Below are 19,222 nucleotides of genomic sequence, written 5' to 3' on the forward strand. Positions count from 1 at the left end.
CCTTTCTTTGCCTGTGGGTGAGCGCTCGGTGAAGGTTCGATTCTAGCGCAGCAGTCACAACTCCACCGCCCGCCCGCTTTCATAAGCCTGCCGCATCGCGATGCCGATACGCGTCGCTTCCCGCGCATCTTCCAGTGTGAGCCCGGTCGGTCTCCCGTCCGCGAGCAACGCCACGAACGCCTGTGCCTCGCGCAAAAACGCATCCTCGAAGCGCTCGAAGAACGTCGGCGTGCAGGCATTGCGCATACCGTTTGCATCGGCGATCTCGACGCGGTTCGCGCGCGGATTGCGCCCCACCGACAGCGCGCCCGCCGTGCCGATCACCTCCGTCTGCGTGTCGTGCCCATGCGCCATCGTGCGCGATGCGTACAACACCGCAATCCGCCCGTCCTCGAACTCGATGGTGCCCACGCCGTTGTCGATGTCGCCGCACTCGCGCAAGCCGTCGTGAATCGCAATGGTGCCGCTCGCATATACGCGCCGGGCGCGCGGATTGCCGAGCAGCCAGCGCGCGAGATCGATGTCATGCACGCTGCAATCGAGAAAGAGCCCGCCCGATGTCGGCGCGAATCGCACGAAGAAGCCGTCCGGATCGTTCTTGTCGCAGGTCTGCGAGCGCACCATGAAGGGCCGGCCGATCGCCCCTTTCGCGATGCCGTCGAACGCATCGCGATAGCTCGCATCGAAGCGCCGCACGAAGCCGATCATCACATGCAGATGCGCATGACGCGCATGTTCTTCCAGCACGGCGTCGCATTCGGCGAGATCGAGCGACAGCGGCTTCTCGCAGAACACGTGCTTGCCCGCGCGCAATGCGGCGATGATCTGCCGCGCATGCAGCGACGTGGGCGTGACGAGCCACACCGCGTCGATGGAAGCGTCCGCGAGCAGTTCGTCGTAGTCCGCATGGAGCGACAACTCGGGCAACGACGCCGCCGCCCACGCGCGCTCTTCCTTCACCGGGCTGCACGCCGCGACGAGTCTCGCGCCCGGCACGTGCCACGCGAGATTTTCCGCATGCCGGAGCCCGAGCCGCCCCAGTCCGACGATACCGACGCGCAGCGGATTCATGCGACGTTCTCCCCGAACGTGACGATGCGCTTCTCGCGCCACGACAACGTCGCGGCTTCGGCCAGTTCCAGCGCCTTCAATCCGTCCGCGACCGTGGTACGCACCGGCTTGCCCGACTCGACCGCATCGAAGAAATGCGCGATTTCCGCCGCGTAGGCCGCGCGATAGCGCTCCAGAAAGAACGCTTCGGGCTTGTCGCTCGAGACCGCCGCTGTCGTATAGGCGGTGACTTCCGTCGGCCGCACGTTGCCCGCTTGCAGCATGCCGGCGCTGCCGAGCAACTCGAAGCGCTGATCGTAGCCATACGCCGCGCGCCGCGCCGTGTTGATCTGGCACAGACGCCCGCGCTTCGTGCGAATCGTCACTGCCGTCGAATCGATATCGCCCGCATCGGCGATGGCCGGATCGCTCAGGCAACTGCCCGTCGCGTGCAGCGTGTCGGCTTCGTCGTCGAGAATCCAGCGGAAGATATCGAAGTCGTGGATCAGCATGTCCTTGAAGATGCCGCCCGAATGCTTGATGTACTCGACCGGCGGCGCGCCCGGATCGCGGCTCGTGACGATCAGCATCTCCGGCTCGCCGATCTCGCCCGCATCGATGCGCGTCTTCAGCGCCGAGAACGTGGGATCGAAGCGGCGCTGAAAGCCGATCATGCAGACGACGCCCGCTTGCGCGACAGCATCGGCGCACGCACGCGCGCGCTCGATCGTGAGATCGACGGGCTTCTCGCAGAACACATGCTTCTTCTGCGCCGCGGAGGCGAGAATCAGATCCGCATGCGTGTCCGTGCTCGAACATACGACGGTCGCAGCGACGGAGGCATCGCCCATCGCGCCGTCGACGTCGGCGACCTGCGCTCCATATAAAGCCGCCAACGCGCACGCCGCGTCACGATTCACATCGACGACGTATTTCAAACGCACGCCCGACTGCCGCGCGAGATTGGCCGCGTGGATCTTGCCGATGCGCCCTGCCCCGAACACCGCCACATCAATCGTCATAGCCACCTGTCTCCTTGGATTCCTCGACGTTCAACTCCAGCCGGTACGCGAGCGCGATGAACAACGCCTGGCACAGGCAAATGGTGCTCGTGAGCGAACGGAACGCGAACGCGCTGCCTTCCTTCACGAACAGGCTCGCGCTCGCGTGACGCGCGAGCGGCGAAAGCTGGCTATCGGTGATGACGAGGGTCTTCGCACCGTGATGCTGCGCGGCGCGCACGCAGTACTGCGTCTCCTTGCCGTAGGGCGCGAAGCTGATCGCGACCACCACATCCCCCTTCTTCACGCTGCGGACCTGCTCGCGGAACATGCCGCCGAAGCCCGAAATCAGATGCACGCGCTTCTTCGTGTGCTGCAATGCATAGACGATGTAGCTTGCCACCGCGAACGACCGGCGCACGCCGATCACATAGATGTTCTCGGCTTGCGAAAGCATGTCGACGGCGGCTTCGAACTGCGCGTCGTCGAGGCCGGCTTCGAGCTCGTCGAGACCCGTGCGGCTCGCCGCGATGAACTCGCGCGCCACCGACAGGCCCGACGCCTCGCCCGCCTTCTCGTCGATGAGCTTGCGGATGCGCTGCTGATAGCTCTGCTGCGAGCCGCCCGCGCCCGTGTAGGCCTGCCTGAACACGGCCTGCAAGTCGGAGAAGCCGGAGAAGCCGAAGCGCTGCGCAAAACGCACGACCGCGGACGCGTGCACGCCGCATGCACTCGCGATATCGCTCGTGCGATCCATCATCACGCTCTGGCGATGCTGTTCGATGTAGCTCGCGACGCTCTTCAACTGGCGCGGCAGGGAGTCGTACGCGTCGGTGATCCGCTGCATGAGTTCGTCGACGCTTTGTACGTCGGTGCTGGCGTCATCCATCAGAGGCTCTTTCGATGTTCGTCGTAGAACCGATTATAGGAACGCGGCAAGCAAATTGGAATGTATTTTCCATTTGCCGCACCAATAAAATATCTGTTGCAGACCACCGAAAACTGACCTACTCTTGGTCCTGAGCACGGCACATCAAAAGGTCGGCTCGCGAGACATCACACCAAACAACAACCGAGATAGGTGGAGACAATGACCCTTTGCAACGGTCGGGCCGCGCTGCGCGCGCTGGTGGCTGCTGCTGCGTTGTGCAGCGCAACGTTGATGGCGGCGAGTCCCGCTCACGCGGCGCCCGACGCGAAGTTCGTGCTGATCAGCCACGCGCCGGATTCGGATTCCTGGTGGAACACCATCAAGAACGCGATCAAGCAGGCGGATGAAGACTTCAACGTGCAGACGGACTACCGCAATCCGCCGAACGGCGATATCGCGGACATGTCGCGTCTGATCGAGCAGGCCGCCGCGCGCAACTACGACGGCGTCATCACCACCATCGCCGACTTCGACGTGCTGAAGAGTTCGCTCAACAAGGTCACCGCGAAGAAGATTCCACTCGTTACGATCAACTCGGGCACCGAAGAACAAAGCGCGCAACTGGGCGCGATCATGCACGTCGGCCAGCCCGAATATGTCGCGGGCAAGGCGGCGGGCGAAAAGGCGAAGGCCGCGGGCATCAAATCGTTTCTGTGCGTGAACCACATCGCGACGAACACGGTTTCGTTCGATCGCTGCCGCGGTTTCGCCGATGCGCTCGGTGTCGACTACAAGGCCGCGACGCTCGATTCGGGCCAGGACCCGACCGAGATCCAGTCGAAAGTCTCGGCGTTCCTGCGCAATCATCCGGACACGCAAGCGATCCTCACGCTCGGACCGACGCCCGCTTCCGCGACGCTCAAGGCAGTCGCCCAAATGGGCCTGCAAAACAAGGTCTATTTCGTTACCTTCGACTTCTCCGATGACATCGCGAAAGCGATCAAGGACGGCACGATCAAGTTCGCGATCGATCAGCAGCCGTATCTGCAAGGCTATATCCCGGTGGCGGTACTCGCGATCGTCCACAAGGAGCACACCACCGATCCGGCGAAGATCCGCCAGATTCTCGAAGCGAATCCGAAGTTCAAGGCACGCCTCGCAACCTACGGATTGGAACCGTCGTACGGCCCCAGGAACATTCGTTCGGGTCCGGGCTTCATCACCAAAGAAAATCTCGACAAGGTCGTGAAGTACGCCGGTCAATATCGTTGATCCCGGCATGACCTTCTTCGGGCGGCTTCGGTAAGCCAGGAACCGCCCGCTTTTCTCAAGTCCACTGTGTCTTACTGCGTCCGTTCGCGGACGCGGCAGGGGCGCGCGCATCGCCGCTGAACTGAACTTCGTCTCGAGTCTCAAGGAGCCATCATGGGCGTAGCCGGCAAGCATTACCCTCCCCACGTGAATCCTCAGCAGGACACCGCTGACACACCTGACAACGCGAAGCCCTCGGATGAGCGCGTACGCCGGCAATCGTGGTTCGGTCATTTGCTGAATCGCCCTGAATTCGCGGCCATTTCGGGCACGGTGCTCGTGTTCCTCGTGTTCGGCTTCGGCGCGGGTTCGTCGGGCATGTTCAACCTCGACGGCGTCATGAACTGGTCGCAGGTCGCCGCCTATCTCGGGCTGCTCGCGGTCGGCGCGTGTCTTCTGATGATCGCGGGCGAGTTCGACCTGTCCATCGGTTCGATGATCGGTTTCGCGGGCATGATGGTCGCGTTGCCCTCGGTCTACTTTCACTGGCCGTTGTCGCTTTCCATTCTCTTCGCCTTCGTGATGTCGATGCTGCTCGGCGCATTGAACGGCTATCTCGTGATGAGGACGCGGCTGCCTTCGTTCATCGTCACGCTCGCCTTCCTGTTCATCCTGCGCGGCCTGACGCTCGCGCTGTCGATCATGTTCGCGGACCGCACCATCATCTCCGGCGTGGGCGATCTCGCGCAGGCCGATCCGATCGCCAACACGCTCTTTCATGGCGTCGCCCTCCACGGCGTGTTCACCTGGCTCGCGCACATGGGCATCGGCAAGTTGCTCGATAGCGGCGAGCCGCTCGTGCCGGGCATTCCGAAGGTCATCATCTGGTGGCTCGTGCTCGCGGCAATCGGCGCGTTCGTGCTCGCCAAGACGCGCTACGGCAACTGGATTCTCGCGGTCGGGGGCGATGCGAATGCCGCGAAGAACGTCGGCGTGCCGGTGAAGCGCGTGAAGATTTCGCTGTTCGTGCTGACCGCGTTCTGCTCGTGCCTGTTCGCCGTGCTTCAAGTGTGCGACATCGGTTCCGCGGCGGCCGACCGCGGCCTGCAGAAGGAATTCGAGGCGATCATCGCGGCGGTCATCGGCGGCACGTTGCTGACGGGCGGTTACGGCTCGGTGGTCGGCGCATGCTTCGGCGCACTGATCTTCGGCGTCGTGCAGATCGGCATCACTTATACGAACGTGAGCTCGGACTGGTTCCGTGTGTTCCTCGGCGTGATGCTGCTGATCGCCGTGCTCTTCAACCACTACGTGCGCCGCCGCGTCTCGCAGGCTCAATGAGAGGAGAACCGACATGAACGACGACAACATCCTCGCACTCGAGAACGTCAGCAAATTTTTCGGCAAGGTGATCGCCCTCAACGGCGTCACGTTGCGGCTCAAGCGCGGCGAAGTGCATTGCCTGCTCGGCGACAACGGCGCGGGCAAGTCCACGCTCATCAAGACGCTCGCGGGCGTGCATGCGCCCTCTTCCGGCGACTATCTGGTCGATGGCAAGCCGGTCCATTTCGAATCGCCGAAGGAAGCGCTGGATCTCGGCATCGCGACCGTGTATCAGGATCTCGCGCTCGTGCCACTGCTTTCGGTGGCGCGTAATTTTTTCATGGGCCGCGAACCGCAGAAGAAGCGCTTCGGCCTCTTCAGCGTGATGGATCTCGATCTCGCCGCCGAAACCTCGCGCGCCAAGCTTGCGGAAATGGGCATCAACGTGCGCGATCCGCATCAGCCCATCGGCACGATGTCCGGCGGCGAGAAGCAATGCCTTGCGATCGCGCGTGCGATCCACTTCGGCGCACGCGTGCTGATCCTCGACGAACCGACCGCCGCGCTCGGCGTGAAGCAGAGCTTCAACGTGCTGAAGCTGATCCACAAGGCGCGCGAAAAAGGCATCTCGGTGATCTTCATCACGCACAACGTGCATCACGCCTATCCGATCGGCGATTCGTTCACGCTGCTCAATCGCGGCCGCTCGATGGGCACGTTCACGAAGGACACCATCAGCAAGAACGAAGTGCTCGACATGATGGCGGGCGGCGCCGAAATGCAGCAGATGATGACCGAACTCGAAGGCGCGACGATCTGAGGACATTCAAGCCATGCCAACACAAACCACCTCTCGCTTCGCGCCGGACCGAACACGCGATATCGTGTGCCTCGGACGTCTCGCCGTCGATCTCTATGCGCAGCAGGTCGGCGCGCGCCTCGAAGACGTATCGACGTTCGCGAAATATCTCGGCGGCTCGTCCGCGAACATCGCGTTCGGCTGCGCACGGCTCGGTCTCGCATCGTCGATGCTCGCGCGCGTCGGCAACGATCACATGGGGCGCTTTCTCACCGAGACGCTCCAGCGCGAAGGTTGCGACGTGAGCCATGTGCGCATCGATCGTGAACGGCTCACCGCCCTCGTGCTGCTCGGCCTCGAAGACCGCGACACGTTTCCGCTCGTGTTCTATCGCGAGAACTGCGCGGACATGGCCGTCGATGAAGCCGATTTCGACGAAGCGTATATCGCGTCGTCGAAGGCATTGCTCATCACGGGCACGCACTTCTCGACCGAGCAGGTGAACCGCACGAGCCGCCGCGCGCTCGACTATGCGCGGCGCAACAACGTGCGCACGATCCTCGACATCGACTATCGGCCGGTGCTGTGGGGTCTCACGGGCAAGGCCGATGGCGAAACGCGCTTCATCGCGAACGAAGGCGTTACCGCGCATCTTCAGCGCATCCTGCCGCTGATCGATCTCGTGATCGGCACGGAAGAAGAGTTTCGCATCGCGGGCGGCAAGGACCATCTGATCGACGCGCTCGCGATGGTCCGCAAAGTCACGAACGCGACGCTCGTGGTGAAGCGCGGGCCGCTCGGCTGCTCGATCATCGAGGGCGCGGTGCCCGCCTCCATCGACGATGCGCCGATACACGGCGGCGTCGAAGTGGAGGTGCTCAACGTGCTCGGCGCGGGCGATGCGTTCGCGTCCGGCTTCCTCTCTGGCTGGCTGCGCGACGAGCCGCTCGAAGCCTGTGCGCGAACGGCCAATGCATGCGGCGCGCTCGTCGTGTCGCGTCACGGCTGCGCGCCCGCGATGCCTACGCCTGCCGAACTGGATTACTTCCTCGCCGCGGCCAGCGAAGATCCCGCACGCATGCGCCGACCGGATCGCGATGCGACGCTCGCGCGGCTGCACCGCGTGAGCCCGAAGCGCAAGCAATGGGATGAAGTGCTCGGCTTTGCGTTCGATCATCGCAACCAGTTCTTCGATCTCGCGCAGCAGACGGGCGCGAGCGAAACGCGCATCGCCACATTGAAAAACCTGTTCGTCGATGCCGTCGCGCAGACCGAAAAGGAACTCGGGCTCGAAGGACGCATCGGCGTGCTGATCGACGACCGCTACGGCCAGGATGCGCTGAACGCCGCCACGGGCCGCGGCTGGTGGGTCGGACGTCCGGTCGAATTGCCGGGCTCGATGCCGCTCGTGTTCGATCACGGCCGCTCGATCGGCACGACGCTCGTGCAATGGCCGCGCGAGCAGGTTGCGAAGTGTCTCGTGCAATATCACCCCGATCATCCGCATGACGTGCGGCTCGAACAGGAAGCACAGTTGCGCGCGCTCTACGATGCCGTGCAGGAAAGCGGCAACGAGCTTTTACTCGAAGTGATCGTGCCGAAGAACGGTCCGCCCGTTGACGATGACACCGTGTATCGCGCGTTGAAGCGTCTCTACAACCTCGGCATCTATCCGGAATGGTGGAAGCTCGAACCGATGAGCGCGAAGCAGTGGCAGTCGATCGATGCGCTGATCGCCGAACGCGATCCGTATTGCCGCGGCGTCGTGCTGCTCGGGCTGTCGGCGGCCGTCGATCAGTTGCGCGACGGGTTCAAGGCTGCGGCATCGTCGAAGACCTGCAAGGGCTTCACCGTCGGACGCACGATTTTTCATGAACCGAGCCATGCGTGGCTCGCAAACGAGATCGACGACCGCGAATTGATCGCGCGCGTGCGCCGCACCTTCGAAACTTTGATCGGCGCATGGCGCGAAGCGCGTGGCGCGTCGCATGTGGACGATCGCCAGATCAAACAGGAGCAAGCCGCATGAACCAGCGTGCTACACAAACGGAGACGGCCGCGACTTCGGCGACCGTTCGACTGACCGCCGCGCAGGCCGTCGTGCGCTATCTCGCGGCGCTTCGTACCGGTAACGGAGAAGCGCTTTTCGGCGGCGTGTTCGCGATCTTCGGGCACGGCAATGTCGCGGGAATCGGCGAGGCGCTGTATCGGCATCGGGATGAATTGCCGACGTATCGCGCGCACAACGAGCAGGCGATGGCGCATGGCGCGATCGCGTATGCGAAGGCGCACATGCGCCGCCGCATGATGGCGGTGACGACGTCCATCGGCCCGGGCGCGACCAATCTCGTGACCGCCGCCGCGCTCGCGCATGTGAATCGCTTGCCTGTTCTTCTGTTGCCTGGCGATATCTTCGTGTCGCGCGCGCCGGACCCTGTGCTGCAGCAAGTCGAGGACAGTCAAGATGGCGGCGTGTCTGCGAACGATGCATTGAAAGCGGTCTCGCGATACTTCGATCGCATCGTGCATCCCGCGCAGTTGTTGAGCGCATTGCCGCGCGCGATTCGCGTGCTCACCGACGCGGCCTTGTGCGGCCCCGTCACGCTCGCGTTGCCACAGGACGTGCAGGCGATGGCCTATGACTATCCTGCATCGTTCTTCGCGCCGCCCGTCGTCGAGTTCCATGCACCCGCGCCGATTCCCCGCGAGATCGAACGCGCCGCCGCGATGCTGCGCGAAGCACGTGAACCGATGATCGTATCGGGCGGCGGCGTGCTGTACGGACTCGCGACCGATGCCTTGCGCACCTTCGCGCACAGGCACGGCATTCCCGTTGCGGAGACGCAGGCGGGCAAAGGTGCGCTGGCGTGGGACGATGCGTTGAACGTCGGCGGCATCGGCGTGACGGGCGGATCGGGCGCGAACGAACTCGCCCATGCGGGCGATTGCGTGCTCGCTGTCGGCACGCGCTTGCAGGATTTCACGACGGGATCGAACACGCTTTTCACGCAGGCGCGGCTCGTGGCGATCAACGCGAATCCGTTCGATGCGTTGAAGCAGAACGCCGTTGCCGTGCAGGCGGATGCGCGTGTCGCGCTCGATGCGTTGTCGGCGGCGCTCGGCGACTGGCGCGCATCGCCGCAATGGACGACGCGTGCGCACCGGCTCGCGAACGAGTGGCGCGAGACCGTCGCGCATGTGACGAACACGCCACTCGCGGACGGCGTGTTGCCGCGCGAGGCCGATGTCATCGGCGCGGTGCAGCGTTCGGACGATGCATCGCCCGCGAACGATATCGTCGTGTGTGCGGCCGGCACCTTGCCTGCGGATTTGCAGAAGCTCTGGCGCACCGGACGACCGGGCGGTTATCACGTCGAATACGGTTATTCGTGCATGGGCTATGAGATCGCAGGCGGTCTGGGCGTAAAGCTCGCGCGGCCCGAGCGCGAGGTGATCGTGATTGTCGGCGACGGCAGCTATCTGATGATGAATAGCGAACTTGCGACTTCGGTGATGCTGGGCGCAAAAATCATCGTGGTGCTGCTCGACAATCGCGGCTTCGGGTGCATCAATCGATTGCAGCAGGCTTGTGGTGGGGCGCCGTTCAACAATCTCATCGACGATTGCAGGCAAGGCGCGCCCGGTGCGCCCGAGATCGATTTCGCGATGCATGCGCGCGCGCTTGGGGCTTTGTCGGAGCATGTGTCGAGCATCGACGAGCTGCAAGCCGCGATGAAGCGCGCGCGGGCCGCAGATCGAAGTTATCTGATTTCGATTGATACCGATCCGGCTCGGCCGACTGAGGAAGGTGGATGGTGGTGGGAAGTCGCCGTGCCGGAAGTATCGGACCGCGCGGCGGTCGTCGTTGCTCGTGAGGCTTATGAGCGGGCGCTCGAGGCTAGGGGACTTTAAGGGGTTTTTCGTGGAAGCCTGCTTTGTTGTTGGTTTATTGGCGTTGCCCCTGTGCGGGGCGGCAGTCACTTTCTTTGCTGCTGCAAAGAAAGTAACCAAAGAAAGCAGCTCCACACGCCCGCGGTCACACGCAGTTTGGCCATGCTTGCCAGCCCATCGTGGGCTCAGTAGCGAGTGCCCTCATAGGCCCCATCGGACGTGGATCGCGCACGGTCTGACTAGCTAGTACCCAAACGAAGCTGGTTCAGCACCAAACGGCTTCGGCACAGCGCTACGCGCTGCCGCCGGGTATGCAAGGGACAACATCGGTCTGCACTTGCAGTGAGATGGAGGCGTCAGCAAAGAAGTACGGGCGGACCCGATGGACCGGTCGGCCGCGAAGCGGGCTGGAGCCAGTTGGTGCTGAACCGCTCCGCTGTGCGACGCGCGGTGACAGACCGTGCGCGAGCCAAGCCCGATTAGTCTTGTGGGGCGACACTTAGGTAGCCCACGATCACCTGGCAAGCATGGCCAAACTGCGTGTGACCGCGGGCTTAACGAGCTGCTTTCTTTGGTTACTTTCTTTGCAGCAGCAAAGAAAGTGACTGCCGCCCCGCATAGGGGCAGCGCTAATAAACCAACACCAATACGGGATCCAGCGAAAGCGAAAGCAAAAGCAAAAGCAAAAAACCCAGGCAAACGAAAACCCGAGGACCAAACCATGCCCATAAACGTACGCATAGGCATAAACCCACTGTCGTGGATGAACGACGACCTGCCCTCGCTCGGCGGAGAGACCCCTCTGTCTACCGCACTAAGCGAAGGAAAACAGATCGGCTACGAAGGTTTTGAACTAGGCAACAAGTTCCCTCGCGAACCGCAAGCGCTCAAGACGCTGCTCGCCCAATACGATCTCGCCCTCGTGTCCGGCTGGTACTCAGGCAGGCTCGCCGAGCGCACCGCCGAGGAGGAAATCGAAGCCGTAGGCCCGCACCTCGACCTGCTCGCGAAAAACGGCGCAACCGTGATGGTCTACGGCGAAGTCGCGCAGTCGATTCAGGGCGCGCCGCGTCCGCTCTACCAACGTCCGCGCTTCTTCTCCGATGCGCAGTGGAACCAGTACGCCGAGCGTCTGAACCGCTTTGCCGAATTCACACTCACGCGCGGCGTGCGCGTCGCCTATCATCATCACATGGGGGCGTATGTCGAGACGACCGCGGACGTCGATCGTCTGATGGCCCTGACGAACGATGCGGTCGGTCTCCTGTTCGACGCAGGACACATCACGTTCGCGGGCGGCGATGCCCTGAGCGTGCTGCAGAAGCACATCGCCCGCGTATGTCATGTGCATTGCAAGGACGTGCGGCCGGACATCGTGAAGCTCGCGCGCAATCGCAACTGGAGTTTTCTCGATGCGGTCATCAACGGCGCGTTCTCCGTCCCGGGCGATGGCTGCGTGGACTACCCGGGCATCATCGCGTGTCTCGCGAAACATGACTACGACGGCTGGCTCGTCGTGGAAGCGGAACAGGATCCGGTGATCGCGCCGAGCTATGCATATGCCGAGAAGGGCTATCGCACGCTGCGCGCGCTCGTCGACGGAACATACAAGGAGGCAGCATGAGCCTGCTGGTGAAAGCATCGCGCGAGGGACAAACCATCGCGCGCGTCACGCCCGATTCCGCGGGCTGGAAGCATGTCGGCTTCGCGGCGTATCGCCTGAACGCGGGCGATGTCGTGCATGTGTATGACGCGGATCGCGAAAGCTGCATCGTCGTGTTGACGGGCACCGTGAGCGTCGAGGCCGGCGACGAGCATTATCAGTCGATCGGCTCGCGCGACAGCGTGTTCGAGGACGCCGCGCCCTATGCGGTCTATGTGCCGCCGAAGCTCGCGGCGATCGTGCGTGCGGAACGCGATGCGGAAATCGGCGTCGCGAGCGCACCCGCGAAGGGCGAGTATCCGCCGCGGCTGATCGAGCCATCGCAGATGAAGCGCTCGACGCGCGGCAAAAACGCAAATACGCGCTACGTGTGCAACATTCTTCCGCAAACGGAAGCGGCCGAGTCCCTGCTCGTGGTCGAAGTGCGCACGCCGGGCGGACACGCATCGAGCTATCCGCCGCACAAGCACGATCAGGACAACGTGCCGGTCGAAAGTTCGCTCGAAGAGACGTACTATCATCGGTTGAATCCGCCGCAAGGATTTGCGTTTCAGCGCGTCTATACCGACGAGCGCGACCTCGACGAAACGATGGCCGTCGAGAATCACGATGTCGTGATGGTGCCGCGCGGATATCATCCGGTGGTCGTGCCGTATGGCTACGACAACTACTATCTGAACGTGATGGCGGGCAGCAAGCGCACGTGGCACTTCAAGAACGATCCGAAGCACGAGTGGATCGTGGAGCGGGATAGCAAGGCGTCGACCTAGCCGATGGAAAGCCAGTCGCCGATGACTTGCTCGTCCTGAGCAAGCCTCTCCCACGCCCCATCGAACTGAATCGCCCCATGCCCCATCACCGCGACGCGCGCATCGAGCATGCGCGCGATCGTCAATCGTTCTTCGATCAGCAGCATCGCCACACCGCGTTCGCGCAGCGCCGCGAGACACGCGGCCACTTGCGCGAGCACTTGCGGCGCGAGTCCTTCGCCGGGTTCGTCGATGACGACGAGCGACGGATCGCCCGTCAACGTGCGTGCAAGCGCGAGCATTTGCTGTTCGCCGCCCGATAGCGCACCCGCTTTCACCGACGCGCGCTCCTCGAGCACGGGAAACAATCGATACGCGTCGCTCAGCGAAAAGCGCGTGCCTTTGCGTTCACCGAGCAACAGGTTTTCGCGCACGGTCAGCGACGGAAACACGTCACGCGTTTCGGGCACATAGCCGATGCCGAGCCGCGCGATGCGATGCGGCCGCAACCCGACGAGCTGAACTTCGCCATACCGCACATCGCCCGCGCATCGCACGAGTCCCATGATGGCTTTCGCGAGCGTCGAACGCCCCGACCCATTGCGGCCGACGAGCGCGACCACTTCCCCTTCCGCGATACGAAGATTCACGCCGTGCAGCGCCTGCGCCGCGCCATACCACGCACGCAAATTTTCGATGCGCAATGTAGCGCTCATGGCGCGACTCCGCCGAGATACGCTTGCCGCACGTCACGATTCGCACGTATGGCAGCAGGCGTGCCGGTCGCAATCACGCGCCCTCGCACGAGCACCGAAATGCGATCCGCGAGACTGAACACCGCGTCCATGTCATGCTCGATCACGAGCAGCGTGCGCCCTTCCGTCGTCGCGCGGATCAAGGCGAGCGCGCGCGTCGCTTCCGCGCGATTCATGCCGGCGGTGGGTTCGTCGAGCAGGATGAGCGGCGCATCGGTCGCGAGCGCGATGCCCAGATCGAGCGCGCGTTGCTCGGCATAGGTGAGACGCGCGGCGAGTTCGCAGGCGCGTTCGGCAAGGCCGATGGCATCGAGCATCGCGTGTGCGCGCGCATCGATTTTTCGCGAAGGCAGCCATCGGTCGAGAAAGCCCGATGACGACGCGCCGAGCGCCGCGCAACGCAGATTGTCGAGCACGGACAAGCCGCCGAATACGCTCGTCGTCTGGAAGCTGCGCGCAAGCGTTCGGGCGACGCGCTGCGGCGGCTCGCCCGTGATGTCGATCCCGTTCGCGACGATGCGCCCGTCATCCGGCCGCGCACGGCCCGAGATCAGATCGAAAAGCGTGGACTTGCCCGCGCCGTTCGGTCCGATGAGCGCATGCCGTTCGCCCTGCGCGACGCGCAGATCGACACCGCGCAACACCTGCGTCGCACCGTAGCGTCGGGTGACGCCGTGCAGTTCGAGCGCGGCGTTCATCGCGCGGCCCTCGCGCGTCGTGTGAGCCACAGACCCAGCAATGCGCACGCCAACGCGATGAGCCACGCACGCGCATCGATTCGTCCCGCATAGAGCGCTTCGACCGGAACGACCACCGCGACGCCCCAGACCATCGCGCTGAACGCCCCGAAGCACAGCGATCGCGCATCGCGCCTGACGACACCCGCGACGCCCTCCGGCGCGGCGAGCACGACCCACATGAAAAAGAGCCCGAGATACATCGGCCACGCGGCGGTCACGCTCGCCACGGCGACGCTGAAGAACGTCAGCAGCACCGCGCCGATCACCGGCCCGAAGAACGCGCCGGTCCCGCCGATCACCGTGGCGACCAGCACGCTCGTCGAGCGCGCGATGCCCACGCTTTCCGATGACACCAGCTCCACATTGATCAGCGCCAGCACGCCCGCGATGCCCGCGAAGAACGCCGACACGACGAGCACGCGAAACCGCACGCGCGCCGGTGCGAAACCGATCGCCGCCGCGCGCGCGGGATTGTCGCGCACGGCGTTGGCGAGGCGGCACATCGGCGTGCGCGAGAACGCGAACATCGCGAGCGCCGATACGACGCACCAGCACGCGATCAGCGCATAGGCCTCACGGAGCGGCCCGAAGGTCCATGCGAAGAACGACGGCCCGCTCGCCCGGTCGATCGTCACCCCGCCCTCGCCGCCAAACCATCCGGGCACGAGCCACACGCACGCGGCGACGAGCTCGCCGATGCCGAGCGTGATCATCGCGAAAGGCGTGCTCGCGCGCTGCGTCGAGATCGCGCCGAACACGACGGCGACGAGCATCGCCGCGCATCCGCCGACGACCGGCAGGAGCGGCAACGGCACGCCGTAGCGATTGAACACATGCGCGGCGGCGAATGCGCCGAGCCCCGGATATACGGCGTGGCCGAACGACAGCAGCCCGGTCTCGCCGAGCAACAAGTTGTACGAGAGCGCGAAAACGATGAGCGTCGCGGTCTGCGCGCTGTAGGCGAGCAGCCAGGATCGATCGAAGAAGAGCGGCAGCGCGAGCGGCAGCGCGAGCGCAAGAAACTTACGCATCTTGCATGCGCTCGCCGAAGAGTCCGCGCGGCCGCGCGGCCAGCATCGCGACGAGCACGAGATAGGGCAGCACGGGCGCGAGCTGCGCGACCGTCAACGCGCTCCACGCCGGCGGCAGCGTCAGGCCGAGCGATGCTGCGATGCTGCCCGCCGACACGCTCGCGCCCACGGCGAAGGTCTGCACGCAGCCGATTAGAAGCGACGCGCCGAGCGCGCCGCCCAGCGATCCGAGCCCGCCGATCACGAGGACGACGAACACGATCGGTCCCATTGCATCGGCCATCGCCGGTTCGATGACGGCGAGCGGCGCGCCGATCACGCCACCGAGCGCGGCAAGCGCGGTGCCGACGGCGAAGACCATCGTGAACACGCGCGGCACGTCATGGCCGAGCGTTTCGACCGTTGCGGGATGCGTGAGCGCCGCGCGTACGACGAGTCCCGTCTTCGATATGCGCAGTATCAGCCAGAGCGCGCCGAGCATCAGGACCGCGATCGTCATCATGAACACGCGGTAGCGCGCGAACGATGCGCCGTAGAGCGTGAAAAGCGGACCGTCGAGCACGGAAGGAATCGACGCGGGCAAGGGCCCGAGCCCCCATACGAGCTTGACGCCTTCGCCGATCACGATGGCCGCGCCGAACGTGAGCAGCATTTGCCCGAGCGCGCCGCGCGCATGCACGCGTCTCAACAACAATCGCTCGAACAAGGCGCCCGCGATGCCGACGACGACCGGCGCGACTATCAACGCGGACCAGAATCCGCCATGCGCGGCGAGCGCCTGCCCGACATACGCGCCGAGCATATAGAAACTCGCGTGTGCGAAGTTGAGCACGCCGAGCATGGAGAAGATCAGCGTAAGGCCCGCCGACAACATGAAGAGCAGCAATCCCACGCTCACGCCGTTGAGCAGACTTACGCAGAACCACTGGAGCAAAACGCGACCCTCAGCCGTTGATGAGCGGCTTCAGCGCATCGACGAGCGGCGCGGGCAGCGGCACCGGCCTGCGCGTCACGCGATCCACATAGACATGCACGAAGTGCCCTTGCGCGGCGGCGGTGTCCGAGCCTTGCGTGAAGATCGCCACTTCGTAGCGCACGCTCGTGTTGCCGAGCCGCTCGACGCGCAAGCCCGCTTCGATCGGCTCAGGAAACACCACCGGCGCAAAGAAGTTGCAGCGCGTCTCGACGACGAGGCCGATGGTCTCGCCCTCGCTGAAATCGAGCACGCCTGCGCGCAGCAGATACTCGTTGACGACCGTGTCGAAGTAGCTGTAGTAGACGACGTTGTTGATATGCCCGTAGACGTCGTTATCCGACCAGCGCGTGCTGATCGCGAGAAAGTGCGCGTAGTCCGCGCGCGTGGTCGGAACCGGCTTGCTCATTGCTTAAAGAGACTCCGTCAGCATGCGTCGATAATCGTCGGCACTCGCCTCGCGCGGATTCGTCTTGTGGCAATGATCCGCGAGCGCGCCCTTCACCACCTTGTCGAACATGCTCTCGTCGACGCCCATCTGCGAGAGACGCGTCGGCAAGCCGAGGCGCGCGGTCATGTCGTGCACGGCCTGCGCGACATCGGCGTGCTCCGCGAGATTCATCACGCGGCGCATGCGCGCGAAGCGCCGTTCCGCGACGACCGACGGCGCGCTCTCGTTGAAGCGCAGCACCGCGGGCAAAACCACCGCGTTCAGCGTGCCGTGATGCAGCGACGTGCGGCCGTTCACCGCGAGCCCGCCCAGCGGATGCGACAGCGAATGCACGCAGCCCAGGCCCTTTTGAAAGGCCATCGCGCCTTGCATGGACGCGGACATCATGTTCAGGCGCGCGTCGCGGTCCTGGCCGTCGTGCGTCGCGCGCTCGATGTTGGCCCACGCGCGTTCGAGCCCGTCGAGCGCGATGCCGTCGGCGGGCGGATTGAACGCGGGCGCGAGAAACGTTTCGATGCAATGCGCGATCGCGTCCATGCCGGTTGCGGCGGTGAGCGCCGGCGGCAGGCCGAGCGTGAGCGACGGATCGCAGATCGCGGATTTGGGCAAAAGATGCCAGGAATGGAAGCCGAGCTTGCGCCCGTCCTCGAGAATGATGATCGCACCGCGCGCCACTTCGCTGCCCGTGCCCGACGTGGTCGGCACCGCGATCAGCGGCGCGGCGCGCTCGGTGATCCTGCCGCTACCGCCTTCGATCGTCGCGAAGGTCGTCAGTGGCGCGTCGTGCGTCGCCGCAATCGCAACGCCCTTCGCCAGATCGATCGACGAGCCGCCGCCCACCGCGATGAGGCCATCGCAATCTTCGCGCCGGTACTGCTCCGCGGCTCGCAGGACCATCGCTTCGGTCGGATTCGAAGGCGTGTCGTCGAACACCGGCAGCGCGCCGAGCTTCGCGCTTTCGATCACACGATTCGCGAGGCCCGCCGCCGCGACGCCTTTATCGGTGATGACGAGCGGACGCCTCACCCCGATGCGCGCGCATTCGCTTTCCAGCGCCTGAAGCGCATCGTAGCCGAGGTGGATATGGGTCAGGTAGAAAATGTAGGCCATGGCGCGGGAACCGGTGAGGAATGTGCGGGCATGTTGGGGCGCTGCGACGCGCGTGTCAATCGGGGTTAGATCGACGCGGCCAACGTGCGCACGTCATCGACGAACCGTTCGACGGTCTCGCGCTTCGTGTCCCATGCGCACATCAGACGGCAGCCGCCGGATCCGATGAACTGATAGAAGCGCCAGCCCTTCGCACGCAGCGCCGTGGCAACGCGCGCCGGCAGTTCCGCGAACACCGCGTTCGATTCGGGCTTGAAGAGCAGGCTCACGCCGGGAATGTCGGCGAGGCGCTCGGCCATCAGTTGCGCCATCGCATTCGCATGACGCGCGTTGCGCAGCCACACGTCGTTGTCGAGCAGGCCGAGCCACGGCGCGGAGATGAAGCGCATCTTCGATGCGAGTTGCCCCGCCTGTTTGAGTCGATAGGCGAAATCGGCGGCGAGCGCCTTGTCGAAGAACACGACCGCCTCGCCCACCGGCAAGCCGTTCTTCGTGCCGCCGAAGCACAACACGTCGACGCCCGCGCGCCACGTGATCTCCGACGGATGCACGTTCAGCGTCACGACCGCGTTCGCGAAACGCGCGCCGTCCATGTGCACTTTCAGATGGCGGCGCTTCGCAATCGCGGCGATCGCGCGGATTTCCTCGACCGTGTACACGGTGCCCACTTCCGTCGCCTGCGTGAGCGCGACGACCTTCGGCTTCGGATAGTGGATGTCCGCGCGTTTCGTGACGAGTTCTTCGATCGCATCGGGCGTGAGCTTGCCGTTCTCGCCACGCGCGGTGAGCAGCTTCGAGCCGCCCGAGAAGAACTCGGGGCCGCCGCATTCATCGGTTTCAATATGCGCGAGCTCGTGGCAGATCACCGAGTGATACGACTGACACAACGAAGCGAGCGCGAGCGAATTCGCCGCGGTGCCGTTGAACACGAAGAAGACTTCGCAATCGGTCTGGAAGAGATCGCGGATGCGATCGCAGACTTGCGTCGTCCACGAATCGTCGCCGTAGGCGGGCTCGTGGCCGCTGGTGTTGGAATTGATCAGCGCTTGCAGCGCTTCGGGGCAGATGCCCGCGTAATTGTCGGAGGCGAAGTGCTGGATCGGGTCCGTGGGCGCTGTCATGGGATCGCTGTGATGGCCTTGTCAAAACGAGGCGCGCGAACGGGTGACGTCGCGCGGCCGCAATCCGGCCATTCTAGCGGCTCGGATCGACGCGCGCCGTGGCGCCGATCCGAGCAATGCTGGTTTGCTGTCTTACTTGGCGTCGGGCGCGCTCGCCGCGTTCGCCTGCTGCGCCTTCTTGTCCTTCTTGCTGGCCTCGTGATGGCCGATCGCGCAGCCGCCTACCGCGCCCGCCGTCCCGTGCTTGCCCGCGACGTGTCCCGCCACGCCGCCGACCGCCGCGCCTTCGATACAACCCTTCGCCTGTGCCGCGCCCGTTGCGGCGAGCATGGCGGACGTCAGTGCGATCAATACGATTTTGCGACTCATGATGCATCTCCCTCTTCTCGTGAACGTGACGGGAGCGTTGCACGCAGTGTGCCTGACAGGCTGTAATAAAAAAC

At 64.2% G+C, this 19,222-nt stretch carries 18 protein-coding genes; 7 read left to right on the plus strand and 11 right to left on the minus strand.

Annotated elements, in window-relative coordinates:
- Positions 1–54: 54 nt before the first annotated feature.
- Genes NCS58_RS09805 through NCS58_RS09815 form a run of 3 tightly spaced genes read right to left on the minus strand, consistent with a single transcriptional unit; the run spans position 55 to position 2,940 of the window.
- Positions 55–1,071 (minus strand): Gfo/Idh/MocA family oxidoreductase, encoded by a 1,017-nt coding sequence (locus tag NCS58_RS09805; RefSeq protein WP_250538337.1) that lies wholly within the window; start codon positions 1,069–1,071, stop codon positions 55–57.
- On the minus strand, positions 1,068–2,072 hold the full coding sequence (gene iolG / locus NCS58_RS09810; protein WP_250538398.1) for an inositol 2-dehydrogenase: 1,005 nt from the start codon (positions 2,070–2,072) through the stop codon (positions 1,068–1,070). The genes NCS58_RS09805 and iolG overlap by 4 nt, the downstream gene beginning before the upstream one ends.
- Positions 2,062–2,940 carry a MurR/RpiR family transcriptional regulator gene (locus tag NCS58_RS09815; RefSeq protein WP_061119718.1) on the minus strand — a complete coding sequence of 293 codons (879 nt, stop codon included), beginning with the start codon at positions 2,938–2,940 and terminating at the stop codon, positions 2,062–2,064. The genes iolG and NCS58_RS09815 overlap by 11 nt, the downstream gene beginning before the upstream one ends.
- Positions 2,941–3,141: 201 nt before the next feature.
- Between NCS58_RS09815 and NCS58_RS09820 the strand changes: the two genes are divergently transcribed.
- The 7 genes from NCS58_RS09820 to iolB all read left to right on the plus strand — a co-directional run bounded on the left by NCS58_RS09820 (position 3,142) and on the right by iolB (position 12,619).
- The gene (locus NCS58_RS09820) at positions 3,142–4,194 is read left to right on the plus strand and encodes a sugar ABC transporter substrate-binding protein (protein WP_061119719.1); all 1,053 of its coding nucleotides are present in this window, start codon (positions 3,142–3,144) and stop codon (positions 4,192–4,194) included.
- A 153-nt stretch (positions 4,195–4,347) separates the two neighbouring features.
- Positions 4,348–5,514 (plus strand): ABC transporter permease, encoded by a 1,167-nt coding sequence (locus NCS58_RS09825; RefSeq protein ID WP_061119720.1) that lies wholly within the window; start codon positions 4,348–4,350, stop codon positions 5,512–5,514.
- Between the two features lie 13 nt (positions 5,515–5,527).
- A complete protein-coding gene (locus tag NCS58_RS09830; RefSeq protein WP_061119721.1) occupies positions 5,528–6,316 on the plus strand; it encodes an ATP-binding cassette domain-containing protein in 789 nt (262 codons plus the stop codon).
- A 13-nt stretch (positions 6,317–6,329) separates the two neighbouring features.
- The gene (gene iolC, locus NCS58_RS09835; RefSeq protein ID WP_250538338.1) at positions 6,330–8,324 is read left to right on the plus strand and encodes a bifunctional 5-dehydro-2-deoxygluconokinase/5-dehydro-2-deoxyphosphogluconate aldolase; all 1,995 of its coding nucleotides are present in this window, start codon (positions 6,330–6,332) and stop codon (positions 8,322–8,324) included.
- Entirely contained in the window at positions 8,321–10,207 is a 1,887-nt protein-coding gene (gene iolD, locus NCS58_RS09840) for a 3D-(3,5/4)-trihydroxycyclohexane-1,2-dione acylhydrolase (decyclizing) (protein ID WP_250538340.1), read from the plus strand. Before iolC ends, iolD begins: the two co-directional genes overlap by 4 nt.
- A gap of 700 nt (positions 10,208–10,907) precedes the next feature.
- Entirely contained in the window at positions 10,908–11,810 is a 903-nt protein-coding gene (gene iolE / locus NCS58_RS09845) for a myo-inosose-2 dehydratase (RefSeq protein ID WP_061120939.1), read from the plus strand.
- Complete coding sequence (gene iolB / locus NCS58_RS09850) at positions 11,807–12,619, plus strand: 5-deoxy-glucuronate isomerase (protein WP_250538341.1); 813 nt, start codon at positions 11,807–11,809, stop codon at positions 12,617–12,619. The genes iolE and iolB overlap by 4 nt, the downstream gene beginning before the upstream one ends.
- Here the strand turns inward: iolB and NCS58_RS09855 are convergent.
- From NCS58_RS09855 to NCS58_RS09890, 8 genes are all read right to left on the minus strand, one after another.
- A complete protein-coding gene (locus NCS58_RS09855) occupies positions 12,616–13,314 on the minus strand; it encodes an ABC transporter ATP-binding protein (RefSeq protein ID WP_250538342.1) in 699 nt (232 codons plus the stop codon). The genes iolB and NCS58_RS09855 overlap by 4 nt on opposite strands.
- Positions 13,311–14,051: an ABC transporter ATP-binding protein gene (locus NCS58_RS09860; RefSeq protein WP_061121000.1), complete on the minus strand. Its 741-nt coding sequence runs from the start codon at positions 14,049–14,051 to the stop codon at positions 13,311–13,313. Before NCS58_RS09860 ends, NCS58_RS09855 begins: the two co-directional genes overlap by 4 nt.
- Complete coding sequence (locus NCS58_RS09865) at positions 14,048–15,124, minus strand: branched-chain amino acid ABC transporter permease (protein ID WP_250538343.1); 1,077 nt, start codon at positions 15,122–15,124, stop codon at positions 14,048–14,050. Before NCS58_RS09865 ends, NCS58_RS09860 begins: the two co-directional genes overlap by 4 nt.
- Entirely contained in the window at positions 15,117–15,998 is an 882-nt protein-coding gene (locus NCS58_RS09870) for a branched-chain amino acid ABC transporter permease (RefSeq protein WP_250538399.1), read from the minus strand. Before NCS58_RS09870 ends, NCS58_RS09865 begins: the two co-directional genes overlap by 8 nt.
- A gap of 70 nt (positions 15,999–16,068) precedes the next feature.
- The gene (locus NCS58_RS09875) at positions 16,069–16,506 is read right to left on the minus strand and encodes a thioesterase family protein (RefSeq protein ID WP_250476851.1); all 438 of its coding nucleotides are present in this window, start codon (positions 16,504–16,506) and stop codon (positions 16,069–16,071) included.
- A 3-nt stretch (positions 16,507–16,509) separates the two neighbouring features.
- Entirely contained in the window at positions 16,510–17,658 is a 1,149-nt protein-coding gene (locus NCS58_RS09880) for an iron-containing alcohol dehydrogenase (RefSeq protein ID WP_250538344.1), read from the minus strand.
- A 65-nt stretch (positions 17,659–17,723) separates the two neighbouring features.
- Positions 17,724–18,758, minus strand: coding sequence for a low specificity L-threonine aldolase (locus tag NCS58_RS09885; protein WP_250538400.1), 1,035 nt, complete (start codon positions 18,756–18,758; stop codon positions 17,724–17,726).
- A gap of 153 nt (positions 18,759–18,911) precedes the next feature.
- A complete protein-coding gene (locus tag NCS58_RS09890; RefSeq protein ID WP_061120945.1) occupies positions 18,912–19,148 on the minus strand; it encodes a hypothetical protein in 237 nt (78 codons plus the stop codon).
- Between the last annotated feature and the right edge of the window lie 74 nt (positions 19,149–19,222).

Origin of the sequence: Caballeronia sp. INML3B, from assembly GCF_023631305.1 — a bacterium.
Taxonomy (GTDB): Bacteria; Pseudomonadota; Gammaproteobacteria; order Burkholderiales; family Burkholderiaceae; genus Caballeronia; species Caballeronia turbans.